Source organism: Acidobacteriota bacterium (assembly GCA_009691245.1).
Lineage (GTDB): Bacteria > Acidobacteriota > Terriglobia > 2-12-FULL-54-10 > 2-12-FULL-54-10 > SHUM01.
In genome coordinates this window covers 43,908-69,201 of record SHUM01000006.1, presented here as the reverse complement: position 1 = coordinate 69,201, position 25,294 = coordinate 43,908, and the positions used below count along the sequence as shown (strand labels likewise).

Sequence of the window (25,294 nt, the reverse complement as noted above, 5' to 3'; positions counted from 1 at the left end):
CACCACGCCTGACTTACAATTCAGAAATTGCAACTTGCTTACGAAAATCTTCTACACTGCCAGCCGTGGATTTAGCTTCAACTATCGCTTTGCGACTAATTTCAATCACGACCTGACTGGGCAGACCATCAATACGCTCGGAAGGCATATTAAACAGATGCACCACCACGGCTACTTGCTGCTCCAGGGGCACCGCGCTAAGTTCTTGCGCGTTCGCCAGCAATATCTCGCTTACGCGCAATTTTAGTTGCTGAATTCGCGCTACCTTGGCGGAGCGCGTCCGCTGAAGCTCTTCTTCCGTGTAAGGGCGATAATCGAACATCGATTGGACTCGCAGCGGAACTAGATTAACTTCCATGTGAAAAGCCACGCCGTAACGTGACAAATAAATTCCTTTTATGTCCTGCATAAGCCCAAACGGTTGCTCAAATGACTGCTGCAGATTCTGATTCAGTATTCCCTGAAATGCTTGAATCTGGCGCTTCAACAACACGGGATCGACGCCGGCAGGAAGGCCAGTAGCCGGGAGCAATGGACTGGTGGCCGCCAAGACAGTAGCAGACTTGGAGAGCACCCCATCCGACACTGGGCTCTGGAAAACGGTGTTTAACCCAACCAGAGTCACTCCCGCGATAGCGATTACTACCAATCGAGACTTCATACACTCTCCTTCTTGGAACAGGTCCACTGCACCTGAGTGGTACCGCTATTCGGTACTCCGACTCACTAATCATTACTGATTAGAAAGTTGCATTCCCGTCCGCTGCGCCAGAGCAACAACAATCTGCTGACTCTGGATTTGTTCCTTCCACATGTTCGTCTGGGTAGCCTGCATATATCGGAATGTCGCCGCCATGTCCTGAAGATCCGTGGCGCGACGCTCGTCCGCTTTCAATGCCACAGCCTGAATCAGTTTCTGGGCATTCTGCTGCAACCGGACTTCACTAGCTTGCGATGACTGAGTAATAAGATTAACCACATCCTGTCTGGTGAGTTGCGTGCCTGCGGATGCCGGCATCGGATATTCCGTGACTTGTACCAAGGAAGGAGTAGGTCCAATCTCTGGTTGTGGGCCAAACGCAACCTCTATCCTGCCTTCCGCGTAACTCAATCGTGCCTGAAATATCCCCAGGAGGCCTACGGCCAGACACGCCATGGCCCCTCCTGCAAAGACTAGGCGGCTGGCATTGCCCCAGAAGGCAGCGAGCCATCTCGCTTCCGGTTGTAATGACGGATCGGCAGCGATGCGGATTCGCTGCGGAACCTCATCGATCACTTCACTGCGTTGGAGCAGCCTCAACATCCCCCGCACCTCGACCTCCTGATGCTGACAGGCAGAACACCGGTCTAGATGATCGCGTACGCTTTGACCATCGTGCGGTGAGACCTCATCGAGGACAAAGTCTGTAAGCAACGATCTCACTTCATCACATTTCATATGTCACTCCTGACTCACTCCCACATCCCACGCTTCTAGTGAGAGGGGCGGCAAGCGGGAAAAACCAGTCGATCCGCATGAATGAGCGTAGTTCGAGCGTGCTCGATTCTGCGAAAAAATCGATTCCCGGCTTGCCGCAAGGGTGAAGAACTACACAATCAAAATTGATAGGAGAAAAAGTTATGAGACCACTGGGGTCCGGCGCTACAAGGGCCGTTCGTGGGCTACCCGCGGGAAACTGGGCACGCTGTCGCCGAGGACAGCTCGTAACTGCGCGAAGCCCGCGTAGATGCGTGTCTTGACAGTGCTGAGTGGGCAGGAAGTGATCGCCGCAATTTCCTGAAACAGAAACCCGTGATACACCTTGAGGACAATGGCTTCGCGCTGCTCGGCGGGCAGTGAGTCGAGCGCGCTCGCCACAGCCAGTTCCAACTCCCGGCTGGAGCCGCCGGAAGCCCTGGACCACGCCAACGAATTGCGTATCGGAATGCATTCGCCTTTTCTATCCTCGGGACCACTCTCGTCGAACCGATCATCCATGCTTACCATGAGCGCGGGACGGCGCAGTTCGGAGTACGCCAAGTTGTGAGCAATGCGATATAACCAACCGGGAAACTTTGCGGCGTCTTCGAGCGACGCAATGCTCTGATACGCTTTGAGGAACGCATCCTGACACAGGTCGAGCGCGTCCTCACGAAATCCCGGGCGATTGCTCAGCAGGCGCAGAAGGTAGTTGTAGAGCCGCTTCTCCCAGCGCGACACCAGCACGTTGAAGGCATCAAGGTCGCCCCGTCTCGTGCGGGCCACCAACTGGGCATCGGTCTCAGTTGAATCAAACAACCATCCGCTCCCGATAGAGAAGACGCGCCAACAAGCCAAAAAGTCTGGCGGTCTTGAAGATTTCCTTAACTATAACACATTGAATCATTTGGCGACCGAGCACGACGTGCCTGGAAGCACACTACCTAGAAAGTTTCTAGTTGACCAGCGGAGAAGACTAGCCACCGAGGGCGAGCGTGGGATCTGCGGCCACTTCAAAGCCGGCGAAGTCGCGAGCGAGAAACTTGGGGTAGGCCGCGGCGGCGATCATGGCGGCGTTGTCGGTCGAGAGATTCAGGCGCGGGAAATAGGTCGGCGCGATGCGCTCACCGAAGCTGGCGAAGCGCTCGCGCAGTTCGGAGTTGGCGGCCACGCCGCCGGTGAGGAATACGGAGTTGATCCCTTCCTGCTCGGCAGCCTCGTGGCAGTGCTCGACAAGATCATCGACCACGGCGCGTTGGAAGCTGGCGATCAGATCGAGCGTCTGCGTGGAGCAAGTGGCAAGCATCTTGTCGAATAGTTCCACGGGAGTCATATCGAGATGCTGGCGGAGCGACTCACTCCTCAGTAGGCGTCGCGCCTCAATCTCGGCGTTTATGTCACTACCAGATGGCATGCCGCCGGATTGCACGTAGCGGAGCACGGCGGTCTTGATGCCGCTGAAGCTGAAGTCGAGCGCGTTGCCCTTCATCCTGGGGCGGGTGAACTCGACGGCGCGTGGATTGCCGAGGCGCGCCAGCTTGTCAATCACCGGGCCGCCGGGATAGCCGAAGCCGAGCAGCTTTGCCACTTTATCAAACGCCTCGCCCGCAGCATCGTCGCGCGTGCGGCCGATGATGCGATGGCGCAGGACCAGGGCGTCTTCCCCAGCCACTTCCCCGGCCTCACTTCCTTCACAGAGCCTTTCGCGCTCCTCGCTCACCACCAGCATAGTGTGCCCACCGCTGACCACCAGCGACAACGCGGGCAACTCCGGCTCGGCGCGGCCCTGCAAGCGCTCCTCAAGCAGCACAGCGTGGATGTGCCCCTCGAGATGGTTCACCGCGATGAGTGGCTTGTCCAGCGCCAGCGCCAGCGACTTGGCGTACGTGAGCCCCACCAGCAGCGCACCCGCCAGCCCCGGCCCGTGCGTTACGGCAATGGCGTCCATCTCGGAGTACTTCAGCTCCGCCTTCTCCATGGCCTCGCGCACCACGGGAACAATGTTGCGCAGATGCTCGCGGCTGGCCAGCTCCGGCACGATGCCCTCGAACTTGCCATGCGTGGCCATCTGCGACGCGACAACAGAGGAGCGCACGCGGGCGCCGTCTTCGACCACCGCCGCCGCCGTTTCATCGCACGACGACTCGATGCCGAGGATCACTACCGGACGTTGATCGCGCGCTGAACTCTGCAATTGAGCCATCTCAGGACACTCCACTCTCCATCCTACCCGATGTTGCGTCTCCCTACGCGAAGTTGCGTCATTCCCATTCGGGACCTAACGATGTGCCGCGTTCTGGAGCATTTCACTTGACAGCAATCACGGACGGAATAGAATTAAGATCAAAGGAATTGCATGAAGCATGAAACGCCGCACCAGTATTGGAGCGTCCCCAGAAGGCCTGCGGGGAACTTCCAATTGGGGGAAATCAAGCTGATGTCTGAATTCACTCTTCGCCCGCGATGTTCGTTGCGCGCCTTGCTGTGCAGTATGGCCAGTTGGACTGGATTGCTCGCCATCGCCACGCTGGCAGCGCCCCAAGCCTCTGCGCAGGCAGTGCGGACCAATGCTGGTTTTCGGGCCAACAGCCATTTCCGCACCGATGATAGCTCGGTGGACTCGGCGCAGCCTCTGGGATTCCCGCTCAACTTTTTTGGAAGCCAGCATTCCAGCGTGTTTGTGAATAACAATGGAAACGTCACCTTTGGCAGCACGCTTACCGCCTTTTCTCCGGAAGGGCTTTCCAGCGTTACAGTACCCATGATCGCGCCGTTTTGGGCGGACGTGGACACCAACTCATCTCTATCCGAAGTGGTTCGCTTTGGCTAGGACACGGTCAATGGCCGCAGGGCCTTCGGGGTCAATTACGTTAATGTGGGCTACTACATCTCCCAAGGCGACAAGCTGAATAGTTTCCAAGTGGTGCTCATTGACCGCTCTGACACCGGCGCGGGCAATTTTGACATCGAGTTCAACTACGACCGCATTAGCTGGGAATCGGGCGGCATCGAGAGTCCCACCGACAATGGATTCGGGGGCATATCCGCCTCCGCGGGGTATTCAAATGGCACGCGGATCGTCGGCTCGTTCTTCGAGGTGCCCGGATCGTTGGTACCTAGCTCGTTTCTAGACACCAATGCCAACGGGCTGATTCGCAGCCCCTGATTGCTGTTGCTGAAGCTCCTGCTGTGTCTGCGGCGGCGGCGGCGGGTGCCTGGCTTCGTCCGCCCACTTCTGCCGCTCCAGAATCTCCTTGGCCTTGGCCTGGACGTATTTGTCGGGATCGTTGAGGGCGCGCTCCACGACCCACTGGTATTCGCGGTTGCCGCCGACGGCGTCCAGGGCCAGAAAGCGGGCAAAGGAGGACTGGTCGGAAATGGCCACCTCCGAAAGTCGGCTGGGGGGCAAGTCCAAGCCAATCTCCTGCGCGGCATAGAGGGCTCGGGTACGAACACTGGAGTCGAGGTCGCCAAGGGCTTCCAGCACGTCGTTCTGGGCTCCGTCCACCAGGCGCTCGACGAGTTGCTCGATGGCATTGGCGCGGGCCTCGGGATTCTTGCTGGCCAACTGTTCCTTTAGCTCCTTGGTGCTGGCCCACTGCTCCGGTGGAGTGGGCTCCAGGCCGGCCCCTTTGCCCTTGGGATAGACCCAAACGATTTGGAGACGGGCCGGGGGTTTTTCGTCGTCCACGCCGTAAAAGTAGAAGGCATCGAAATCTTTCAGGAGTTACTGCACCGCCGCATCCACCGGAATCCCCTCGAACTCGACGGAGGCATTCTGATCGGCCGCCTGGGGATCAATCTGAAGGACGATGCGCGCCTCGCGGGCGATTTCCTACACTAGCCAGCGCGCGGAGGTGTCCTTAGCCCGCACAGTTACCAAACCTTCCTTGAAGGTGATTCGCGGACGCTGGGGGGCGGCCTGCGCGGAGACGGCCGGCGCTTGTTGGGCGGAAGCGGGCACTTGTTGGGTGGAAGCAGTCGCTTGGGCGGCCTGCTGCTGGGAAGTTCCCGGCTCCTGGGCGGAAGCCAGCCGCGCGCTGAAGGGAAGTGTAAAAATGCCGAGGATCGCTACCCACAGAATCTTCATCCTGCATGACCTCCATTGCTTCATGGCCGCTCCCGTAATTTCTCAGAGAATGCGTACCGTTATGCGACTGCTTCCCACTTCACGTCAATCCCATTGTTTCACTACGCCGATGGACTAATCCTTTTGGACTAGCGTGAACGGACTAATCCGCTTGCGGAGTCTAAAGTAGGAAGTGGAGGCCGACTCTGGCGCCCTCCCCGGACGAGTTTCTCTCTGTCCAGCAGACTTGAACCAAAGTGGGAATGGACACCGGCATATCGTCCAGTTGGACCTCGCATCGGATGGGAGTCATCACGCTCACAGTTGAGGGCGTGAGCACGCCAAACCCGCCCTGGCTGATATCTTGGATGGTCCATTGAAAAGGCACTTCCGACCCCGGGAGGGGGGACAACAACGCTGACAGGACGTTTCCGGTTAGTTGGCCGCGCACGGGATAGCGAGGGTGGGAGCGCTTTTCGTGATTTGCCGCCTGATCCATAGCTGTGGATCATCGTCCTATCGGGGGCGTATTGCAATCCCCCAAAGGGAGTAGCCGGGAGTGATTTCGGACGGAGGCCAGGAGCAGCCCCCCAGGCGGACCTAATGGCCGACGGTGAGGATTTTCCCAAAGATCTCGATGCGCCGGGAGACCTGCATTTTGCTCATCACCAGCCGGAGGAAGGCTTTCACGGTATGCGGACTGATCTGCATCTGATGGGCGATCTCTTTGCCTGTCAGTCCCTCAGTCAGGTACTGCAATGTCTCCTTCTCGCGCGGGGTCAGGCGGAACTGGGCGGCGATGGGGGAGAGATCTACGGAGTGGCGCTTCTGCCGCTCGTGCATGAGAGTCAGCACGACATCCAGGGGATCCCGTTCCTGGGCGGCATTCGGGTAGCGCTCCGGACGTTCCAACAGGAGAGCGAGCATGGGGTAGCCGTTGGCGAGGGAGGCGGGCGGCTTGCGGTGATTGTTGAAGGTGAAGGTGCGGGCCACATACTGCCGTCTGCCCGATTCGATGGTCACGCTGCCGGGAGCCCGGCGCGGAAGGCGCAGCACGGAAGAAACCGACCGCAGTTTGGTCTCAATATGCTTGGGGAGAGATGGAACGTCCTCCGGGTCTTGCGGGTATATCAGCACGCGGATCGCTTCCGCATTGTAGCAAACCGGCACGAAAGAAGAATCTATCAGAACGAGCGCCGGGGCCGATGGCCGTCGCTGCGACAGGTGTGCTGGTTGCAACATTCCGGGTCTCCTTGGACGTTCCGCCTCCTCTTTGGAGGAGGAAGCAAGTCAGGTGGTCCTTAGAAGTAGCGCTGTTCCGCCCTCACAGAATCGTGACAGTAAATTGCTTTACAGCACGCTGCATAGAACAGGTCCGTAAGCCCATTTTTAAACGCGCCGTGGCATACAGGATGCCACGTCTAGTTCCCGTGCGTCGACGAGTCAAGAAAGAAATGCGGCTATAGCCGCAGAATGGCATCGCCAGCAACCCCAATCTCCCGGCCATCCCTGTTGGCGCCCCGCGATAGACATCTAACGTAGAAATCCAACCGTTCGTTTGACTTGCCCGCGGCTTTCCTCGTATTGTGGGAATTGGCCTTTTGGGCCCCGGAAATTTCTACGGTATCACCATGTCCTTATTCGACAAATTGAAAGAGACCGAAGCGCGCTTCGAAACGCTCAGCGAAGAGCTCGGACGTCCCGGAACCATCGACGATACGGCGCTTTACTCGAAGCTCGCCAAGGCGCACCGCGAGCTCGCCGATATTGTCGATAAGTATCGCGAGTGGAAGGGCGTCGAGCAGACGCTGGCCGGCTCGCGCGAGATGATGCAGGAGTCCGACCCGGAGATGCGCGCCATGGCCCAGGCGGAGATCGCCGAGCTTGAGCCGAAGCTCGCAGCCATCGAGGCCGAGCTGAAGGTTTTGCTGCTGCCGAAGGACCCCAACGACGAGAAGAATGTGGTCGTGGAAGTCCGTGCAGGCACTGGCGGCGACGAGGCGACGCTGTTCGCCGAAGAGATTTTCCGCATGTACACGCGCTACGCTGAGACGCAGGGCTGGAAGGTCGAAGTGATGTCGGTCAGTCACTCGTCGGTGAATGGCGTGAAGGAAGTGATCGCGGTGATCGAAGGCCGCGGCGTCTTCAGCAAACTGAAGTATGAGAGCGGCGTGCACCGCGTGCAGCGCGTCCCGGCCACCGAGCAGCAGGGGCGCATTCACACCTCCGCCGTTACCGTCGCGGTGCTTCCCGAAGCCGAGGAAGTGGATATCAAGATCGAGAACAAGGACATTCGCATCGATACGTTTTGCTCCTCGGGGCCAGGCGGCCAGTCGGTGAACACCACCTACTCCGCCGTGCGCATCACGCACCTGCCCACCGGCACGGTGGTCTCGTGCCAGGATGAGAAGTCGCAGATCAAGAACAAGGCCAAGGCCCTGCGCGTGCTACGCAGCCGCCTGCTCGACCTGGAGCAGGCCAAGCAGAATGCGGCCATGGCCGAGGAGCGCCGCTCGATGGTTGGCTCCGGCGACCGCAGCGAAAAAATACGCACCTACAACTTCCCTCAGGACCGCATGACCGATCACCGCATCGGCATGTCCGTCCACCAACTCGAGGCCATCATGAACGGCAAGCTCGCGCCCATCATCGACGCGCTCACCACGCACTATCAGTCCGAGCGCCTGAAGGGCGCGCAAGCCGCGTAAGAAAATTCCCGCTAGTTTGGTAGCCACGGCACGATTCCTGTGCCGTGGGCTTTTTCTGGAATGTTTATGTTTATCTGTATCTGCATTACATATACAAAAAGGCGGACGGCAGAATGGTGACCTATGACCAGGAAATTGGGACAGATGCCCAAATTTAGGAGCGAGAGCGCGGAGGCCGACTGGTGGGCCAGCCCGGCAGGGCGCGCTTTTGTGAAACTAAAATCCGCTGATATTAAATCGAAAGCAATCAAAACCGGAGGATCGAGTCTAGTGGCGAGTCTCAATAAGAAGAGCAGCGTGCAGATCGCGCTCCGCCTGCCGGAAACCGATCTCGCGCAAGCCCGCAAGATCGCGGAACGCAAGGGCATCGGCTACCAGACCCTTTTGAAGATGCTGGTGCGCGAAGGCCTGGTGCGCTAATCCCGCCGCGCCTGAAAGTTTTTGATGGAGATGGGGAGACCGGAGTCGATTTATCACTCATCACTGACCATTACGATTCTGTCATTCTGCTTTCCGATAATGACCTCGAAGTGTTAGCTGGCAGTCCCAGTACGTATAGGACCATATCTGCCGATTTTGTTCATATTACTCATAACAGTTTCTTGGGCTCCTCACAGAATGCAGGAGTCTGAATCTGTTCCCCCAGGAGAATAATCAACCATGAAGAAGACTCTATGTTACTCGCCATCGCGGCTGCCCTAGTGGGAGCCGCCGCCGTGAACCAACTCAGCGCAGAAAAGGGCGACGGCCCACAGGGCGGTTATCCGGTTTGGCACCAAACGAACGACAATAACGGCCCCTGTATCATTGTGGATAAAGTCGGCTTGTTCACCCATCTGCTCGACCACGAATTGGATCACGAGTTTTGCGAAGAATAGTAAGCGACTGGATATCCATCAGGGCAGTGTCTTCGGACACTGCCTTTTTTGTTGTGTGCCGAGCATGTTCGACAGCTTACCGGTGAAAGTCTGGCGTCCCCAAGGCGGCGAACCGTTTTACCGCTGCGGCAACAAGGTGATTGCGGTGGATGTGCAAGTGGGGCAGGCATTCCTGCCTGCCGCTTCGGGACAGGTCGGAGACCTGTCCCCACCTGGTTTTTCCGCCGGTAATCCCACAGTCCTCTTTGAAGGGCCGTATCTGATGGCTCCCGCTGCCTTCCCCAATTACGACGTATCGCCCGACGTCCAGCGTTTCCTGATGCTGAAATTCGGCGAAGCGCAGCAAGCCTCCACGCAGATCATTATGAGGCTGGGGTGGTGCAAAACTGGCCCACCATAGTCAATGACGAGATGAAGCGGAAAGTACCCACGGGCAAGTGATAAGTGAGGAGCTCCCGATCCGTAGGTTTCACCTACGGCTATTCACGGTATTGCCCTTCGGGCAATTCTGGCCCCCACCATTCAGCAACTCAGATATAGGACACTACCGGCCAACAATAAACACTTGCACTTCTCCACACCAGGGCATAGAATTCGTGGCACTTGCTACATATGATTCCAATCCGTGGGAGGCATGTCATGCTTCAGACCCAACATACATTGAGGACCCTTACTCTTAGCCTTGCGATACTAGCGGCCTTCATCGCGCCGGCGTTGGCCGCCGAGGATGCCGCGCTGACGGGCGTGGTCCGCTCGGCGAAGGAGCCGGTGATGGAAGGCGTGGTGGTCAGCGCGAAGCGCGATGGTGGGACGGTCACCGTCAGCGTGGCCACCGACGCGCAGGGCCGCTACAGCTTCCCGCGCAATCGTCTGGAGCCGGGGCATTACGCGGTGAAGATGCGCGCCGTCGGGTATGAGCTGGAGAAGGCCGCAGCGGTGGACATCACTGCGGCGCAGACGGCCAGTCTTGATCTGAAGTTAGTAGAAACCTCCGACCTCGCGTATCAACTCTCGAACGGCGAATGGCTCGCCAGCATGACCGGGACGGCGGAGCAGAAGCACAGCCTGCTCGGCTGCACGCAGTGCCATACGCTCGAACCCATCGTGCGCTCGCGCTACACGGCCAAGGAATTTCCGCGCATCCTGGATCGCATGAGTCGTTACTCGCAGGGCAGCACGCGGCTGCGTCCGCAGTTGCGCCCCAACACGCGCGGGGCCAGCACAACGGCCACCGACGACATGTCCGGCGCCGGGCGCGAGGGCGAGCGGCCCGTGCAGCGCGAGGCCACCAACCGCACCGCCGAGTTCATGAGCACCATTAATCTCAGCGCCGTCTCCAAGTGGCAGTATGCGCTGAAGACGCTGCCGCGCCCCAAGGGCAAGTCCACCCGTGTGATCATCACCGAGTACGATCTGCCGCGCTCCGAGACGCTGCCGCATGATGTGGCCGCCGACTCGGACGGCATGATCTGGTACGCCGATTTCGGCTCGCACGTGCTGGGCACGCTCGATCCCCGAACCGCCAAGACGGTCGAGTATCCGCTGCCCATCACCAAGCCCGGCGCGCCGGTCGGCTCGCTCGACCTGGTGTTTGACAAGATGGGCGACATCTGGATGGGCACCATGTTCCAGGGGAGCCTCGCCAAGTTCGATCGCAAGGCAAAGAAATTCCAGACCTGGGGCTCGCCGAAATTTATGGAGCGCGACGAAGCGCGCATCGCCATGGTCATGCCCATCAACAATGATGTTGACGGCAACGTGTGGATCGGCGGCGACAGCGAGTATCAGGTGAACACCAAGACGGGCGAGTGGAAAGCCATTGATTATGACGCGGGGCAGCCCGCCGGCGCGCGCGTCCCCCGGCTCAGCGCGTATGGCGTGTCGTCGGACTCGAAGAATAATTTCTATGGGTTGAATCTGAACGGCACGTACATCATCAAGATGGACGCCAAGACCGGCAAGATCACGCCCTACGCCACGCCCACTCCCGATGCCGGCCCGCGGCGCGGGCACATGGACGCCGAGGACCGTCTGTGGTTCGCCGAATTTCGCGGCAATAAGATTGGGATGCTCGACACCAGGACCGAGAAGTTCACCGAATATCCCGTGCCCACTCCTTGGACCAATGTGTACGACGCCATCTCCGACAAGGCCGGATACGCCTGGGCCGGCGGCATGAACAACGATCAAGTGGTGCGCGTGAACACCAAGACCGGCGAGACCACCGAATATCTGCTGCCCAGCACCACCAACATCCGCCGCGTGAACGTCGATAACCTGACCAACCCGCCGACGTTTTGGATCGGAAACAATCTGGAAGGCACCATCATAAAAGTCGAGCCGCTGGAGTAGCACGGCTTTTGCTTCTTTATTGAAACCCTTGTAATTGTCATTCCGAGCGCAGCGAGGAATCTACTGTGTGTTCGCTTCGGCCACAGGAAAAGCAGATTCCTCGCTGCGCTCGGAATGACAGCTCCGGTAGTGTGCCGACAATCTGCTTGATCGACCTGTTCCGCCTTGGCATGGATAGTACTTTGGGTCGCCCTTAAATGCGGACCTGAGTCCCATTTCTCTAGCGCCTCGCGCGGGCGATCCTATTCCTTGGCGTCAATTTAGCGTCGCGGAGGAACCTTTCATGCGTCGATTCAGCCTGGCTTGCTTATTCATTTTCACGACTATGCTCGCGGTGATCCCGCAAACCGCTCGCGCGGCGGATTTGACCTGCGCTACGTCCACCACGCTGGACGCGCTGGCCACCTGCATCCGCACGCAGATGCCGGGCAACGGCTCGAACGGCTTCGTCGTCCCCAACTCGACGCAGCAGGCTGACTTCCGCTGGGTGGTCCGCCAGATGCTCGGCGGTTCGTGCAGTTTCCCGCTGCCCGCCACGCTGACCGGCATCATGCAACTACGCACTTTCACTGACGCAAGCAACGCGAAGAGTTATTGCCTGTTCATGGAAGTGCAGGACTCGAACAGCAACGGCAAAGTGGATCGCGGCTGGGGAACGTTCATCGTCAACGCGCAGGCGCAGCGCGAACTGAGCCAGCAGGCGCCGCACCCCATCTCCGACAGCACCACCGAGGTCGAGGCCGTACTGGCCTTCCGCGAAACCAACTCACGCAGTTACCTGATGTGCGGCGCGCATCGCGACGCCAACACCGTGGTCAGCACTTGCCAGTCTGATTACAATCAGGCCGACTGCGCGCACAATGTGAACAACATGTACCACCCGGCCAACGAGGAGTTGAAGGATTTTTACGCGGGCCAGAGCTGGAACGCCATCCAGTGGCACGGCATGGCCGAGGCCACCTGCCCCAACACCAATGCGTATCTCTCGCACGGCCGCAACGTGGTTCCGGCGGCGGGCGACAAGATTGTCGCGCTGAAGAACAACATGCTGACCTATCACCCGACGTGGCTCATCGACACGCCCGGCACCGGCGCGTGCAGCTTGAACGCCACAGACAATGTGCAGGGTCGCCTGCTGAACGAAGTGTTCCCCGGCAGCGTCTGCGGAATCGCCGCGTCGCTCTACACGGGCAAATTTATTCACAACGAGCAGGACCCGCTGTTCCGCACCGCAGCGGACTGGGTGCCCGCGCTGAATGACACCTGGCCGCTCGGCCCCGCGACGCCGCCCGCCGCGCCGACAGGCCTCACTGCCACCGGCGCGAAGAAGAAGATCAACCTGACGTGGACCGCTTCGCCCGGCGCGACCAGCTATCGAGTAAAGCACTCGACCGTAAGCGGCGGCCCGTACACCACCATCGTCTCTGGCGTGACCACCACGTCTTACAGCAACACCGGCCTGCAGACCGGCGTAACCTATTACTACGTGGTTACCGCGGCGAACGCCGTCGGCGAAAGCGGAATATCCAACCAGGCCAGCGCCAAGGCCAAATAGTATTGCGAAGTTTCCAGACCCTGCCTGCTCCAATTGCCGGCAGGTAATCGAGTAATCACAATACGTCCCACTGGGACTGGCTGGCCGGCAGCGAGCCAGTTACACTGTAGCGGTAGCATCCTCCCCCCGAAAGCAATTCGATGAATCTGTTGCGGCGTTGTTCGCCGCCCTTTGAGGTGACCATGATTCCGATTACCCTTCGTCAAACTATCCGCGCACATGGTGCGGCCTTCGTGCTAGCGCTCACCCTGGCGCTCACTATGATCGCCGGCGGCGCGCACCTCCGCGCGGCGACGCTGCCCGCGGGATTCACTGAGACGCAGGTGGCCAGCGGCCTGGCCAATCCCACGGCGATGGCTTTTGCACCTGACGGTCGCCTGTTTGTCGCGCTGCAGGGCGGAGCGCTCCGCGTCATCAAGAACGGCGCGCTGTTGGGCACGCCATTCCTCACCGTTTCCGTTAACGCCACGGGCGAGCGCGGCCTGCTGGGCGTCGCCTTTGATCCAGACTTCGCCAACAATAATTTCATCTACCTCTACTACACCACCTCGGCTTCGCCGATTCATAATCGGGTCAGCCGCTTCACGGCCGCGGGCGACCTGGCCGTAGCGGGCAGCGAACTACAGATACTCAATCTCGAAAATCTCTCCGCTACAAATCACAACGGCGGCGCCATGCACTTCGGCCCGGACGGCAAACTCTATATAGCCGTGGGCGAGAACGCGGTCGGCTCGAATGCGCAGGCGCTGACCAACCGCCTGGGCAAGATGCTGCGCATCAATACCGACGGCACGATTCCCACCGACAATCCGTTCTACAACACGGCCCTGAATGACAACCGCGCCATATGGGCGCGGGGCTTGCGCAATCCGTTTACGTTTGCGTTTCAGCCGGGCAGCGGGCGCATGTTCATCAATGACGTGGGTCAGAACACCTGGGAAGAAATCAACGACGGGCTGGCCGGAGAAAATTACGGATGGCCCACCTGCGAAGGCGTCTGCGGCAATCCCAGTTTCGTGGAACCGTTGTTCGCGTATGCGCACGGCTCCAGCCCCACCACGGGCTGCGCCATCGTCGGTGGGGCATTTTACAACCCCGCCACTGAGCAGTTTCCGGCCATCTACCTGGGTAAATATTTTTTCGCGGACTACTGTAGCGGATGGATTCGCCAGTTCAACCCAGCCACGGGAACCGCCTCGGACTTCGCCTCGGGCATATCGTTTCCAGTGGACCTGCAAGTGGCCAGTGATGGCAGTCTGCATTATCTGGCGCGCGGAACGGGCGCGGTATGGAAGATTCAATTTCCGAACAATGAGCAGCCACCGTCTTTCACGCTGATGCCCACCAATCAAACGGTCGCCGTGGGCCAGACCGCGACGTTCACCGTCAGCACCACCGGCGCTGCGCCCATCACTTACCAATGGCGGCGCAACGGCGGGGATATCCCCGGCGCGAACGCATCCAGCTACACCACGCCTCCGGCGCTGGCCTCGCAGCATGGTGACTTCTTCCACTGCTTTGCGAGCAACGCCTTCGGCTCGGCATTGAGCGACATGGCAACGCTGTCGGTGACATCGAACACGCCGCCCACCGGCACCATCACCTCGCCTGCCGTAGGCAGCCTGTACAGCGGCGGCAACACCATCACCTTCGGCGGCACCGGCACCGACATTCAGGATGGAACCCTCCCGCCCAGCGCCTTCACCTGGACGGTGAACTTCCATCACGCCGACCACACCCATCCGGTGCTGCTTCCGACCTCGGGCATCACCACGGGCTCGTTCAATATTCCGACGACCGGTGAGACCGCGACCAATGTCTTCTACCGCATCGAGTTGAAGGTCCGCGACTCAGCCGGGCTGGAGCACATCACCACCCGCGATGTGCTGCCCCGCACCGTAACGGTAACCCTGTCCAGCAATCCCGGCGGCTTCGCTCTGACACTGGATGGCCAGCCCATTACCGCGACCTACTCGTTCACCGCCGTTGTCGGAATGTTTAGAACAATCGGCGCAGCCGCCACGCAAACGCGTCCGAACGGCACATACGACTTCACGCGCTGGCCCGACAACGGCGCGGCCACGCACCAGATCACCGTGCCGGCGGTGAACACTACGTTCACGGCCACCTACACGAAGCAAAAGCGCAATCCACGCTGACGCACGGGCCTGCTAGCCATCGGCCACAGCGAAATGGGAGTAGACTCTTGGGTAGGCGGTAACTTTAGTTGAACAGTCTGGTTGTACAGTCTGGAAGTCCAGCACCATTCTGCCTGCCTAACGAAGGGATCGCTTTGAAGACAGCACTTTTACTTGCTCTCCTCTGTGTATCCCCGCCGCTGTTGCGCGCGCAGGATAACTGGAACTACACCGAGGCCATTTCCTTCAAGGGCACTTCGCAAGTCTATTGGATCGTGCTGACGGACGGCAGAGCGCTGCGCGTGCAATATCCCGCGCCGGAACGCTTCACGGAGATCGAGGAGAGTTGGCAGCCGGGCAGGAAGCTGCACATCGCGTATCGCCCCCGCGCGGGCCTGGTGCTGCTCGACATGGCCACTAAAAACTTTTTGCCAATCATTGAATGGCAGGGCGAGCACCCCATCGATATGATCGTCGCCGAATGCCTGGAGCAGAATTCAAGTTCCTCAACACAGGACACAACACCCGGCTTGCAGAAATGCTTCGCCACCGGCACCTTGTATTGGCAGACGGAGATCGACCGCGCGTATCAGGCGTTGCTCGGGTCGCTTGATTCTGAGAAGAAGGCGGCGGTCGAACAGGCACAGGCCGAATGGCTGCTCCTTCGCGATGCCCAGGTCGCGGCGCTGGCAGCACTGCCTTCTGCCGCTTCCGGCGATGCCACCGCATCCCGAATCGAACGGGCCTCGGCGATCCGCGATCTCCATCGCGACCAAGCCAAGTGGCTGTTCTCCTTATTAGCCGCCTCCTGACACCCTACCCTCGCCCCGCCAGGCGATCCTGTCTTTGCTTAGGTAGCGGCAGGCCTCCGGCCTGCCCGCTGGAGGACAGGCCGGAGGCCTGTCCCTACCTTGGAAACACAGACCGTTCCCCCGCGCGCAATGCACATTCCTTGACTTGCCGGAGAGCTTCCCGCTAGCATCGGGATTGGTGGTCGCCCTATTCACCGCCGCGCTTTCATGACATCCGAATCCACAGCAGAACATATTCTCGACCGCATTGTGCGCGCCAAACTGATTGAGTTGGAGCGTGTGCGCGCCGCTGTGCCTGTCTCCACGCTGGAGAAGGAAATTGCCGCTAATGCCTCCCGCGTGCCGGGCCGGTTTCGTGACGCGTTGCTCGCGCGGCGAGGCGGGACCTCGCGCTTTGCGATTATCGCTGAGTCGAAGAAAGCTTCACCGTCGCTCGGCGTGATTCAGTCCGACTATGACGCTGTGCGCAACGCGCTGGCGTATGAACGCGCCGGTGCCTCCACCATGAGCGTGCTCACCGATGCTGAATTTTTTCAGGGTTCCCTTGATGACCTGCGGCGCGTGAAGGCGGCCACTTCCCTGCCCGTGCTGCGCAAGGATTTCACGCTCGACGAGTATCACATCGTGGAGGCCGCCGCCGCCGGAGCCGACGCCGTGCTGCTCATCGTCGCCATCCTGGACCGCGACCGGCTGAGGCGATTTCTGGCAACCGCGCGGTCGTTAAATCTGGACGCGCTGGTGGAGGTGGCCAGCCGCGCCGAACTGGATTTGGCGCTCGAAGCCATCGCCGGAACCGGTGCCGCAACCGAGCCGTCCACGGCCCTCATCGGGGTCAATAACCGCGACCTCAAAAACTTCTCGGTTTCGTTGAATACTTCCCTGGAACTAATTGATATAATACCAGATGCCATGCTGGCAGTAAGCGAGAGCGGACTGCGTACTGGGGCCGATCTGACGCAACTGGAAGCCGCCGGGTTCAACGCCTTCCTGATCGGCGAGCGCTTCATGAAGCAACCCGATCCCGGCGCCGCGCTGGCGCAGTTGTTGACGGAATCGCGTTAACCGAGCCGCGTTTTTAACAGAGCCGCGACCGTAAGGGAGTGGGGGTTGGCGTTTCGCTATGAATGCCACCCCCACTCCCTTACGGTCGTGGCTCTGTTAAACCTGGCCGTATTGGAAAATGAAAATGATCCACGTGAAAATCTGCGGCCTGCGCCGCGCCGAAGATGTCGCCGCCGCCGTCGCAGCCGGAGCCGACGCGCTGGGTTTCAACTTCTGGACCGGCACCAAACGCTACATCGATCCAGCCGAGGCCGCCCCAATAATCCAGAGCGTGCCCAAGAACATTCTAACCGTCGGCGTCTTCGTCGATGAGACTCCCGCGCGCATGTTGGAAATCGCCGCGCTCACCGGCATCGGCGCGATTCAGTTGCACGGCAACGAGTCGCCGGAAGTGTTGGCGCAGCTCGGCGCTTACCGGAAAATCAAGGCCATCAAAGTGGGCGCGCAACTCGACGTAGCGGAAATTGAATCCTATCGCGCCGCCGAGGTGATCCTGCTCGACCGCGCCGTAGCAGGCATGACGGGCGGCACGGGACAAAAGTTTGACTGGTCGCTCGCCATTGCAGCGAAAAAATATGCGACCATACTTCTTGCGGGCGGATTGACTCCGGCGAACGTCGCTGAGGCCATCCGGCAAGTTCAGCCCTGGGGCGTGGACGTGGCCAGCGGCGTCGAGACCGCGCCCGGCGTGAAGGACGCGACACTGATCCGCGAGTTCATCCGCAACGCGCGCGCAGCGTAAGGACTAATTCCATGATCGAAACCAAACCGCCCATCGGCGAGCAGGGCCGCTTCGGCGCCTACGGTGGACGCTACGCGCCGGAGACGCTCATGCATCCGCTCGAAGAATTGGAGCAGGCCTATTTCGCCGCGCGCTCCGACCCGGAGTTTCGGCGCGAGTTCGATTACCTCTTGAAGAATTATGTCGGACGGCCCTCGCCTCTCTACTACGCCAAACGTCTTAGCGAATCGCTCGGCGGCGCGTCGTCGGGATCAATGTCGGGAACGAAGATTTATCTGAAGCGCGAAGACCTGCTGCACACTGGCGCGCACAAGATCAACAACTGCGTGGGACAAGCGCTGCTGGCGCGCCGTATGGGCAAGCGCCGCATCATCGCCGAGACCGGCGCGGGTCAGCACGGCGTGGCGACGGCCACTGTCTGCGCGCTGTTCGGCTTCACTTGCCGCGTCTACATGGGCGAGGAGGACATGGCGCGGCAGCGGCTGAACGTCTTCCGCATGAAGTTGCTCGGCGCGGAAGTGATCCCGGTTACGGCGGGCCAGCGCACGCTGAAGGAGGCCATCAGCGAGGCCATGCGCGATTGGGTCACTAATGTTGAAGACACTTATTACCTGCTCGGCTCGGCGCTCGGCTCACATCCGTATCCGCTGATGGTGCGCGATTTTCAGTCGGTGATCGGCAAGGAAGCGCGCGAGCAGATTCTCGCCGCCGAGGGCCGCCTGCCCGATCAGCTCATCGCCTGCGTCGGCGGCGGCAGCAACGCCATCGGCCTGTTCCACGCGTTCCGCGATGACCCCAGCGTGAAGATGATTGGCGTGGAAGCGGGCGGGCGCGGCACCGGCCTCGGCGAGCACGCGGCGCGCTTCAGCGGCGGCACACCCGGCGTGCTGCAAGGCACATTTACGTATTTGTTGCAGGACAACAACGGCCAGATCGTCAACACGCACTCGGTCTCGGCGGGCCTCGATTACGCCGCCGTGGGCCCCGAGCACGCCATGCTGCACGACTCAGGCCGCGCCGAATACACGAGTTGCAACGACGCCGATGCGCTCGACGCCTGCCAGCGCCTGATGCTCCTCGAAGGCATCCTGCCCGCGCTCGAATCCTCGCACGCCATCGCCGAGGTCATCAAGCGCGCCCCGAAAGCGAAAGGCGAGATCATCATCGTGAACCTCTCCGGCCGCGGCGACAAAGACATCGAAATCCTGCAACGCGAACTGAAGCTGTGAAGCGCGGGCGGTTGCGAGTATCCACCGAGTTGAGTCAGAATGATGTTGGAGATCAGTAGGCTATGAATCGCATAACGGACGTGCGGGCATTGGATGGTTGCCGGCTCTGGCTGCGCTTCGCTGACGGCATCGAGGGAGACCTCGACCTTGCCGATCTAGCGGGACAGGGCATTTTTTCAGCGTGGGATGACCGGCACTTTTTTGAATCAGTTCACATCAATGCGAGCGGTGCGTTGGAGTGGGGCGACAATATCGATTTATGCCCCGACTCAATCTATCTTCGACTGACAGGGAAAAGTGCGGCAGAAATTTTTCCTGGTCTCGCCACGAACACCCATGCCTGAAGTAAGCCGCTTCTACGGCGTCATTATCAAAATTTATTACGCCGACCATCTTCCTGCGCACTTTCATGCCGAGTATGCTGAACACGAAGGCCTGTTCCATCTTGAAACCTTGGCTATGATCGCGGGCGATCTTCCGACACGGGCACAGGGTTAGTGGTGGAGTGGGCATCCCATCACCGCAATGAAATTAGAGAAGCCTGGACGCGGGCGGCGAACATGCAGCCCCCCGGAAAGATTGATCCATTACCGTAATCGATTTCAGGAAATTTTCCACTGCGAGACTTTGTGTCCACACGCATACAGCAACGATGGAACGAACTGCGCGCCTCGGGCGGCAAGGCGCTGATCCCGTTCGTGGTGGCCGGCGATCCGGATATGCGACGCAGTCTCGAGGTGGTACTGGCGCTCGCCAATGCGGGCGCGGACATCATTGAGCTGGGCGTGCCCTTCTCCGAGCCGGTCGCTGACGGTGAGGTCATCCAGCGCGCCGGCGGACGGGCTATCGCCAACGGCGCATTTCTGCCTGCCATACTTGATCTGGTGAAGCAGATTCGTAAGCAGTCGCAAGTCCCGCTGCTGCTGATGAGTTACCTGAATCCCATCCTGCGCTACGGCTTCGAGAAATTCGCCGCCGACGCGGTGGCCGCCGGGGCCGATGGCGCGCTGATCACCGACCTGAGCGTCGAGGAGGCCGGCCCGTACATTAAGGTAATTCGCGGCAGGGCAATCCGCAGCGACGTAAATCAGAGTGATGCCGGGGCCGACTTAGCCCGCGGCGACGCGGGCACCGAGACGCCACGCCACAATTTCGACACCGTGTTCCTGGCCTCGCCCACCAGCACCGACGCGCGCCTGCGCCGCATCGTAGAATATTCGACCGGCTTCGTCTACGCCGTCAGCCGCACTGGAATCACCGGCACGCAGGCCAGTCTGTCGACGGCCATCGTCCCGCTGCTCGAAAAACTGCGCGCGCTCACCGCGACGCCCATCGCCGCCGGCTTCGGTATCTCGCGCCCCGAGCACCTCGCCGCGCTCGCCCCGCACGCCGATGGCGTAGTAGTGGGCAGCGCGCTGGTGAAATGTCTGGAAGATCATCTCGACAATCCCGCCCCGCACGTCGCCGAGATGGCCCGCTGGCTACGGGAAGGCTTAAAGGTAACAGGGGTCAGGAGTTAAAGTTAAAAGTCGGAATAGTACTTTCAGGAGATACCCAATGCTTCAATTGCGCCCACTTGATGACAACATGCCCATTCAGCAACAGCCGGGGAAACACATTCGCCGGTGATTCTCATCAATTTGTTCACGGTTTCTCCCAACGATGTTGCTGTTCTACTGAAAGCATGGGAGGCCGATGCCAATTGGATGAAAAGCCAACCCGGATATATTTCCACGCAGCTACATCGCGGTATCGGCGGTAGCTGCATATTCTTGAATTATGCTGTATGGGAATCAGTAGCGCATTCCGCCAAGCATTCTCTCATCCTGACTTTCAAACCGCACTGACAAGGTATCCTGCCAGCGCGATTGCCTCACCCCATCTATTTGAGAAATTAACGGTCCCGAATCTTTGCGTGGCCTGACCCGTCAGCACGGCAAAACAGTTCCTGTATCTCTTGATCACAACTCTTTTTGGACCGTTGCTAGCCACGGAGTAGCGAGGATGAGGTGGGGCACTGCCCGACTGGATTCGCGATCAGACCCCCAAGCGGTCCATTACCACTTCTACGCGTGTGGCACTGCGCGAATGTGGCATAATAAAAATTCGCTCTTCGCACGGGAAGCTATTCTGTACGGCGTACACGTGGACCTCGGAATCGCTTATGGACATCACAGACTGGCGCAAGAAAATTGACGACGTGGACCGCGAGTTGGTGCGCCTGCTGAATGAGCGGGCGCGCGTGGTGCTGGAGATTGCCAGGATCAAGAAGCAAGGTGGGCTGGCCGTTCTCGATCCACGGCGCGAGCGCGAGGTGTTTGAGAACATCGTCGGCGGCAATCAGGGGCCGCTCGAAAACGGCGCGCTGCAGCGCATGTTCCAGCACATTATCGAAGAGAGCCGCGCTTTGGAGCAGGATTTATTCGAGAAGAAAACCACGCGCAAAGCGGTAGGGAAGAAACCCTAGTGGCCACGGGAAACGCCGCGCGACCCCTGCTTGAACTCATCCAAACGACTGAGCAAATCCAAACGATATGACAGCTAACTCCGGCGGCCACATCCAACAGATCACCATCTGCGGCGTGGGCCTCATCGGCGGCTCGCTCGGCCTCGCGCTGAAGAAGGCGGGCTTCGGCGGCAAGGTGATGGGCTTTGGACGTCCCGCCACCATGGAGCGCGCGTTGCGCGCGGGCGCGATTGACGCGGGCTCGTCCAATCTCGCCGAGGCCGTCGCCGCCGCCGACGTCATTTATCTTTCCGGCCCCATCCTGCACATCCTCGAATTGATGGAGCAGCTTCCACCGCTGGTGAAGAGCACGGCGCTGATCACCGACGCGGGATCGACCAAGGCGGTCATCACCGAGAAAGGCTCGGGACTGTTTCCATCGCAACCGTGGTTCGTCGGCGGACATCCCATGGCGGGCAAGGAGTCGACCGGGGTCGAGAACGCCGACGCGGACTTGTTCGTCGGCGCGCGCTATGCGCTGACGCCGTTCAGCCGCCATCATCTGGATCCGCCGCTGGTGCGCGAGTTCGTCGCCTGGCTCGACAAAATCGGCGCGCGCGTGATGATCCTGAACGCCGACGTGCATGACGAGATCGTCACATGGACCAGCCACCTGCCGCAGATGGTCTCGACCGCGCTGGGCGTGGCGGTGCTCGAAAATCTGAAATTTCCAGAAGACTTGCAGCTCTCCGCCGGTGGACTGCGCGACACTTCGCGGCTGGCGGAGAGTTCCTATCACGTCTGGCGCGACATCGCATTGACCAACGCCGAGAATCTCGAGCGCGCCATCACCTCCTACGTGCAGGCTCTGGAGCATCTGCGCGACAATCTGCGCTCGCGCGAACTGGAGACGCTGTTCGAGCAAGGCAACGAGCTGCGCCGGCGCCTGAAATCGCCGGAGGTGGTTGCCAGCGGCGCGGTAACGGAAAATGCAGATTAGCCACAGAGGCACGGAGACACAGAGGAGCTAAGGGGAAAAACTCACAGATATTTTCTCTGTGCCTCCGTGCCTCTGTGGCCCATTCGCGTTAATTTTATTCGGATCAAACTATGGAACGCGATCACATCGTTATCGTGGCGCTGCACACGCCGAAGGAAAAAATCTGGGGGCGTGTGCTGACGCTGACTCCCGCCGGCGTAACCGTGCAGGGAATTGACCTGAACGCCTTTGACGACTGGCTGCGCCAGGTGATGGAATCGCAACCTGTGGTGCTGCCACTGACGACCGCTTTCTATCCCATGCACCGCGTTGAGCGCATCGTCATGGATGAAGCCGCCGGGGACATTCCATCCGTCGCGGAGAAGTTCGCGCTGCGCGTGGGCCTCTCGTTGCTCGAATATCTAAGCATGCCGCGGTGAATCCCGCTGGTTGGCGGAGGTAGCCTGTGCCCTTTGGGAATCGAATTGACGATAGCTGCTCTTCGAAGGTAGGATTTGGTTGAACGTCGGAGGTCCCTCATGAAACGCATTGATAAGAATTCGAAGAAGTCCGTTGAGCAAGGAATCCATCCGGGACCGGTTTCGCGGCGCAAGTTTCTGCGCACGAGCGCGGAGTCCGGCGCGGTGCTGGCCGCGGTAACGGCGGGCGCCAGCCTTCCAGCGCAGGCGCAGCAAACGACCTCGGCACCCGCGGCGGCGTCCGCATCACCGCGCGAGCAGCGGCGGCAGGCCGCGTTGAAACTTCGCAGCGAATGCGCGCAGATGCAGTTTGACGAGACCCGCGCTCCCTCCACCAACAACGGCGATGAGACCCGTTACCCCGACAAGCGCGGCAACTTCACCAAATCGCTTCCGCATAATGACACGGGCGAGGTCGATCCCAAGGCCTACGACGAATTTTTATCCATATTGCAGAGTGGCGACGCGGCGCGCTTCGAGCAGTTCCCGCGCGACGCGCAGGCCAACGCCAAGCTGAGCTCGCCGATATCCGCATATGCCTATGAGATTGTCGGAGCCGACGCGCAATCCGTGCCGCTGCCGCCTCCTCCGGCGTTCGCCAGCGCGGCGCACGCCTTTGAGATGGCCGAGATTTTCTGGCACTTGCTGACGGTGGATGTGCCGCTCGGCGAGTATGACAGCAACCCACTGGTGCTGGCCGCCACCGCCGATCTGAACGCCTTCACCACGAAACTCGCGCCGCGCGTGGGCGGGAAGATCACACCCGGCACCCTCTTTCGCGGCGAATCGGCGGGCGACCTGATCGGCCCTTACATCAGCCAGTTTTTCTGGATGGATATTCCTTACGGAGTAAAGACCATCGACCAGCGCTATCGTCCGGCGCGCAAGGATCAGGCGTTTCTGACCAAGTTCCCCGAGTGGGTGGCCAACCAGCGCGGCATGCGCAGCGCCACGCGCGCTGAGTTTGAAAGCACTCCGCGCTACATCTCAACCAACCGCGATATGGCGGAGTGGGTTCACGGCGATTTCAATTTCCAGGCCGCGCTGAACGCCGCGCTGATCATCCAGCGCTGGGGAGACGAGGCGCAGGCGCAAAACAATCCCTATCTCAAGTCAAAGACTCAATCCGGAGGAGTTACTCTGGGGCGCGAAGCAGTCACTCTTCTAGGTCAGATATCCACGCCGTCGCAGAAGGCTTGTTACTACCATAAGTGGCTGGTGCATCGCCGCGCCCGTCCCGACGCTTTCGGCGGCAAGCTCGACTTACACCTGAGCAGAAAGAAGTCATTCGACATTCACTCTGACTTACTCAAATGCGACGCCGTGGCGCGATCCTTCGCGCTGCACGGTTCGCGTCTGCTGCCGATGAGTTATCCCGAGGGCAGCCCCATGCATCCGGCCTACCCGGCCGGCCACGCGACCAATGCTGGAGCGGGCGCGACGCTCTTGAAGGCCTTCTTCAACGAGAGCTATCCCATCCCCAATCAGGTGCAGCCCAGCGCGGACGGCTCGAAGCTGGAGCCCTACACGGGACCGACACTCACCATCGGCAATGAGCTGAACAAGATGGCGCACAACGTATCACTCGGTCGCGATGCCGGCGGCGTGCATTATCGCTCGGACGGTATTCAGGGAATGTGGTTGGGCGAGGCGATGACCATCAGCGTACTATGTGACTACAGCCGTACTTATCTGGAGCGTTTCAGTGGCTACGAACTCACTAAGTTCGACGGCCAGAAAATACGCATCGCCAACGGAAAAGTTACACCCATATAAGCCACAGAGGCACAGAGACACAGAGTATTTAAGGGTAAATGCTTCGCCCCTAAAGTCTCTGTGTCTCCGTGCCTCTGTAGCTAGACCGGGTTTACAGGATTTTGATAGTATCGGTTACTTTGATCGCGCCGCCCTGCACCACGCGGGCGCAGATGCCGCCGCGACGTCCTAAGGCGCGCGTTAGACCTTCCTGGCCGGTCAATCCCTGTATGTAAGAACAGGGCGGACGCGGGCGATCGAACTCCAGAATCGCCTCGCCAATCTGGAAGCGCTGCCCGGTCAAGCCTTCGAGTTGAATGCCACGCGTCACAATGTTGCGGCGATGCTCGCCGTCCTGCACGCGAATGCCTGACGCAATGATCTCGTCGATGTCCTCGCCCTCGATCAGCGTCACTTCGCACTCATCGACATGCGTCCAGTAACCGTTCTTCTCTGCATAACGATCGCCGCGCAAGCCCTTGCCCGGCACCGCTTCCACCTGCTCGACGACCTGCATCTTGTCGCCGCCCTTGGCCACCACAAAAATCTTCTCGATGATTCCGCTCATATCCGTCCCGCCTCCTCGTCGCGCCGGTTCACACCATAGCGCGCGATCCATTAGATGCAGCAA

At 59.9% G+C, this 25,294-nt stretch carries 26 protein-coding genes and 4 pseudogenes; 21 read left to right on the top strand and 9 right to left on the bottom strand.

Annotated elements, in window-relative coordinates; all coding sequences use genetic code 11:
- Positions 1-13: 13 nt before the first annotated feature.
- The 4 genes from EXQ56_02860 to tsaD all read right to left on the bottom strand — a co-directional run bounded on the left by EXQ56_02860 (position 14) and on the right by tsaD (position 3,662).
- Positions 14-661 carry a hypothetical protein gene (locus EXQ56_02860; GenBank protein ID MSO19392.1) on the bottom strand — a complete coding sequence of 216 codons (648 nt, stop codon included), beginning with the start codon at positions 659-661 and terminating at the stop codon, positions 14-16.
- 72 nt (positions 662-733) lie between these two features.
- Positions 734-1,438 carry a hypothetical protein gene (locus EXQ56_02855; GenBank protein ID MSO19391.1) on the bottom strand — a complete coding sequence of 235 codons (705 nt, stop codon included), beginning with the start codon at positions 1,436-1,438 and terminating at the stop codon, positions 734-736.
- Positions 1,439-1,642: 204 nt separating this feature from the next.
- Positions 1,643-2,317, bottom strand: a complete 675-nt coding sequence (locus EXQ56_02850) for a sigma-70 family RNA polymerase sigma factor (protein MSO19390.1) — start codon at positions 2,315-2,317, stop codon at positions 1,643-1,645.
- 118 nt (positions 2,318-2,435) lie between these two features.
- Entirely contained in the window at positions 2,436-3,662 is a 1,227-nt protein-coding gene (tsaD, locus tag EXQ56_02845; protein ID MSO19389.1) for a tRNA (adenosine(37)-N6)-threonylcarbamoyltransferase complex transferase subunit TsaD, read from the bottom strand.
- Positions 3,663-3,896: 234 nt separating this feature from the next.
- On the opposite strand from tsaD, the gene EXQ56_02840 reads away from it, so the two are divergent.
- Both EXQ56_02840 and EXQ56_02835 read left to right on the top strand, forming a co-directional pair.
- Positions 3,897-4,289: a hypothetical protein gene (locus EXQ56_02840; GenBank protein MSO19388.1), complete on the top strand. Its 393-nt coding sequence runs from the start codon at positions 3,897-3,899 to the stop codon at positions 4,287-4,289.
- A 45-nt stretch (positions 4,290-4,334) separates the two neighbouring features.
- Complete coding sequence (locus EXQ56_02835) at positions 4,335-4,625, top strand: hypothetical protein (GenBank protein MSO19387.1); 291 nt, start codon at positions 4,335-4,337, stop codon at positions 4,623-4,625.
- Here the strand turns inward: EXQ56_02835 and EXQ56_02830 are convergent.
- From EXQ56_02830 to EXQ56_02815, 4 genes are all read right to left on the bottom strand, one after another.
- A complete protein-coding gene (locus EXQ56_02830; protein ID MSO19386.1) occupies positions 4,587-5,183 on the bottom strand; it encodes a hypothetical protein in 597 nt (198 codons plus the stop codon). The genes EXQ56_02835 and EXQ56_02830 overlap by 39 nt on opposite strands.
- 111 nt (positions 5,184-5,294) lie before the next feature.
- Positions 5,295-5,549 carry a hypothetical protein gene (locus tag EXQ56_02825; GenBank protein ID MSO19385.1) on the bottom strand — a complete coding sequence of 85 codons (255 nt, stop codon included), beginning with the start codon at positions 5,547-5,549 and terminating at the stop codon, positions 5,295-5,297.
- 160 nt (positions 5,550-5,709) lie between these two features.
- On the bottom strand, positions 5,710-6,027 hold the full coding sequence (locus EXQ56_02820) for a PilZ domain-containing protein (protein ID MSO19384.1): 318 nt from the start codon (positions 6,025-6,027) through the stop codon (positions 5,710-5,712).
- Between the two features lie 101 nt (positions 6,028-6,128).
- Positions 6,129-6,455, bottom strand: coding sequence for a response regulator transcription factor (locus EXQ56_02815; protein MSO19383.1), 327 nt, complete (start codon positions 6,453-6,455; stop codon positions 6,129-6,131).
- A gap of 704 nt (positions 6,456-7,159) precedes the next feature.
- On the opposite strand from EXQ56_02815, the gene EXQ56_02810 reads away from it, so the two are divergent.
- The 19 genes and pseudogenes from EXQ56_02810 (at position 7,160) to EXQ56_02720 (ending at position 24,684) form a co-directional block, all read left to right on the top strand.
- Entirely contained in the window at positions 7,160-8,236 is a 1,077-nt protein-coding gene (locus tag EXQ56_02810) for a peptide chain release factor 1 (GenBank protein ID MSO19382.1), read from the top strand.
- 123 nt (positions 8,237-8,359) lie between these two features.
- The gene (locus EXQ56_02805; protein ID MSO19381.1) at positions 8,360-8,656 is read left to right on the top strand and encodes a hypothetical protein; all 297 of its coding nucleotides are present in this window, start codon (positions 8,360-8,362) and stop codon (positions 8,654-8,656) included.
- Positions 8,657-8,910: 254 nt separating this feature from the next.
- Positions 8,911-9,114 (top strand): hypothetical protein, encoded by a 204-nt coding sequence (locus tag EXQ56_02800; GenBank protein MSO19380.1) that lies wholly within the window; start codon positions 8,911-8,913, stop codon positions 9,112-9,114.
- 64 nt (positions 9,115-9,178) lie between these two features.
- A complete protein-coding gene (locus tag EXQ56_02795) occupies positions 9,179-9,514 on the top strand; it encodes a hypothetical protein (GenBank protein ID MSO19379.1) in 336 nt (111 codons plus the stop codon).
- A 212-nt stretch (positions 9,515-9,726) separates the two neighbouring features.
- The gene (locus tag EXQ56_02790; GenBank protein ID MSO19378.1) at positions 9,727-11,466 is read left to right on the top strand and encodes a hypothetical protein; all 1,740 of its coding nucleotides are present in this window, start codon (positions 9,727-9,729) and stop codon (positions 11,464-11,466) included.
- Between the two features lie 325 nt (positions 11,467-11,791).
- Positions 11,792-12,736, top strand: a pseudogene (locus tag EXQ56_02785) (hypothetical protein).
- Positions 12,737-13,281: 545 nt separating this feature from the next.
- Complete coding sequence (locus EXQ56_02780; GenBank protein MSO19377.1) at positions 13,282-15,180, top strand: glucose sorbosone dehydrogenase; 1,899 nt, start codon at positions 13,282-13,284, stop codon at positions 15,178-15,180.
- 134 nt (positions 15,181-15,314) lie between these two features.
- Positions 15,315-15,971, top strand: a complete 657-nt coding sequence (locus EXQ56_02775) for a DUF1311 domain-containing protein (protein MSO19376.1) — start codon at positions 15,315-15,317, stop codon at positions 15,969-15,971.
- Between the two features lie 207 nt (positions 15,972-16,178).
- Positions 16,179-17,033, top strand: coding sequence for an indole-3-glycerol phosphate synthase TrpC (trpC, locus tag EXQ56_02770; protein ID MSO19375.1), 855 nt, complete (start codon positions 16,179-16,181; stop codon positions 17,031-17,033).
- Positions 17,034-17,157: 124 nt separating this feature from the next.
- The gene (locus EXQ56_02765) at positions 17,158-17,775 is read left to right on the top strand and encodes a phosphoribosylanthranilate isomerase (protein ID MSO19374.1); all 618 of its coding nucleotides are present in this window, start codon (positions 17,158-17,160) and stop codon (positions 17,773-17,775) included.
- Between the two features lie 11 nt (positions 17,776-17,786).
- Positions 17,787-19,004, top strand: a complete 1,218-nt coding sequence (gene trpB, locus EXQ56_02760) for a tryptophan synthase subunit beta (GenBank protein ID MSO19373.1) — start codon at positions 17,787-17,789, stop codon at positions 19,002-19,004.
- Between the two features lie 62 nt (positions 19,005-19,066).
- Positions 19,067-19,348 (top strand): DUF2442 domain-containing protein, encoded by a 282-nt coding sequence (locus EXQ56_02755; GenBank protein MSO19372.1) that lies wholly within the window; start codon positions 19,067-19,069, stop codon positions 19,346-19,348.
- Positions 19,341-19,600 (top strand): annotated as a pseudogene (locus EXQ56_02750) (DUF4160 domain-containing protein). The gene EXQ56_02755 and the pseudogene EXQ56_02750 overlap by 8 nt, the downstream one beginning before the upstream one ends.
- Before the next feature lie 39 nt (positions 19,601-19,639).
- Positions 19,640-20,524 (top strand): annotated as a pseudogene (gene trpA, locus EXQ56_02745) (tryptophan synthase subunit alpha).
- 37 nt (positions 20,525-20,561) lie between these two features.
- Positions 20,562-20,928: pseudogene (locus tag EXQ56_02740) on the top strand (antibiotic biosynthesis monooxygenase).
- A 240-nt stretch (positions 20,929-21,168) separates the two neighbouring features.
- Complete coding sequence (locus EXQ56_02735) at positions 21,169-21,471, top strand: chorismate mutase (GenBank protein MSO19371.1); 303 nt, start codon at positions 21,169-21,171, stop codon at positions 21,469-21,471.
- A gap of 67 nt (positions 21,472-21,538) precedes the next feature.
- The gene (locus EXQ56_02730) at positions 21,539-22,450 is read left to right on the top strand and encodes a prephenate dehydrogenase (GenBank protein MSO19370.1); all 912 of its coding nucleotides are present in this window, start codon (positions 21,539-21,541) and stop codon (positions 22,448-22,450) included.
- 110 nt (positions 22,451-22,560) lie between these two features.
- Positions 22,561-22,869 carry a hypothetical protein gene (locus tag EXQ56_02725; GenBank protein ID MSO19369.1) on the top strand — a complete coding sequence of 103 codons (309 nt, stop codon included), beginning with the start codon at positions 22,561-22,563 and terminating at the stop codon, positions 22,867-22,869.
- A 99-nt stretch (positions 22,870-22,968) separates the two neighbouring features.
- Entirely contained in the window at positions 22,969-24,684 is a 1,716-nt protein-coding gene (locus EXQ56_02720) for a phosphoesterase (protein MSO19368.1), read from the top strand.
- Between the two features lie 91 nt (positions 24,685-24,775).
- Here EXQ56_02720 and EXQ56_02715 read toward each other — a convergent pair whose 3' ends face one another.
- Positions 24,776-25,180 carry an MOSC domain-containing protein gene (locus EXQ56_02715; GenBank protein ID MSO19367.1) on the bottom strand — a complete coding sequence of 135 codons (405 nt, stop codon included), beginning with the start codon at positions 25,178-25,180 and terminating at the stop codon, positions 24,776-24,778.
- Between the last annotated feature and the right edge of the window lie 114 nt (positions 25,181-25,294).

Bases quoted from the DNA above. Each gene is read 5' to 3' on its own strand.
- EXQ56_02860 (MSO19392.1), bottom strand. From the start codon at position 661: ATGAAGTCTCGATTGGTAGTAATCGCTATCGCGGGAGTGACTCTGGTT.
- EXQ56_02855 (MSO19391.1), bottom strand. From the start codon at position 1,438: ATGAAATGTGATGAAGTGAGATCGTTGCTTACAGACTTTGTCCTCGAT.
- tsaD (MSO19389.1), bottom strand. From the start codon at position 3,662: ATGGCTCAATTGCAGAGTTCAGCGCGCGATCAACGTCCGGTAGTGATC.
- EXQ56_02840 (MSO19388.1), top strand. From the start codon at position 3,897: ATGTCTGAATTCACTCTTCGCCCGCGATGTTCGTTGCGCGCCTTGCTG.
- EXQ56_02825 (MSO19385.1), bottom strand. From the start codon at position 5,549: ATGAAGATTCTGTGGGTAGCGATCCTCGGCATTTTTACACTTCCCTTC.
- EXQ56_02820 (MSO19384.1), bottom strand. From the start codon at position 6,027: ATGGATCAGGCGGCAAATCACGAAAAGCGCTCCCACCCTCGCTATCCC.
- EXQ56_02815 (MSO19383.1), bottom strand. From the start codon at position 6,455: ATGCTCGCTCTCCTGTTGGAACGTCCGGAGCGCTACCCGAATGCCGCC.
- EXQ56_02810 (MSO19382.1), top strand. From the start codon at position 7,160: ATGTCCTTATTCGACAAATTGAAAGAGACCGAAGCGCGCTTCGAAACG.
- EXQ56_02805 (MSO19381.1), top strand. From the start codon at position 8,360: ATGACCAGGAAATTGGGACAGATGCCCAAATTTAGGAGCGAGAGCGCG.
- EXQ56_02800 (MSO19380.1), top strand. From the start codon at position 8,911: ATGTTACTCGCCATCGCGGCTGCCCTAGTGGGAGCCGCCGCCGTGAAC.
- EXQ56_02795 (MSO19379.1), top strand. From the start codon at position 9,179: ATGTTCGACAGCTTACCGGTGAAAGTCTGGCGTCCCCAAGGCGGCGAA.
- EXQ56_02790 (MSO19378.1), top strand. From the start codon at position 9,727: ATGATTCCAATCCGTGGGAGGCATGTCATGCTTCAGACCCAACATACA.
- EXQ56_02780 (MSO19377.1), top strand. From the start codon at position 13,282: ATGATCGCCGGCGGCGCGCACCTCCGCGCGGCGACGCTGCCCGCGGGA.
- trpC (MSO19375.1), top strand. From the start codon at position 16,179: ATGACATCCGAATCCACAGCAGAACATATTCTCGACCGCATTGTGCGC.
- EXQ56_02765 (MSO19374.1), top strand. From the start codon at position 17,158: ATGATCCACGTGAAAATCTGCGGCCTGCGCCGCGCCGAAGATGTCGCC.
- trpB (MSO19373.1), top strand. From the start codon at position 17,787: ATGATCGAAACCAAACCGCCCATCGGCGAGCAGGGCCGCTTCGGCGCC.
- EXQ56_02755 (MSO19372.1), top strand. From the start codon at position 19,067: ATGAATCGCATAACGGACGTGCGGGCATTGGATGGTTGCCGGCTCTGG.
- EXQ56_02735 (MSO19371.1), top strand. From the start codon at position 21,169: ATGGACATCACAGACTGGCGCAAGAAAATTGACGACGTGGACCGCGAG.
- EXQ56_02730 (MSO19370.1), top strand. From the start codon at position 21,539: ATGACAGCTAACTCCGGCGGCCACATCCAACAGATCACCATCTGCGGC.
- EXQ56_02725 (MSO19369.1), top strand. From the start codon at position 22,561: ATGGAACGCGATCACATCGTTATCGTGGCGCTGCACACGCCGAAGGAA.
- EXQ56_02720 (MSO19368.1), top strand. From the start codon at position 22,969: ATGAAACGCATTGATAAGAATTCGAAGAAGTCCGTTGAGCAAGGAATC.
- EXQ56_02715 (MSO19367.1), bottom strand. From the start codon at position 25,180: ATGCAGGTCGTCGAGCAGGTGGAAGCGGTGCCGGGCAAGGGCTTGCGC.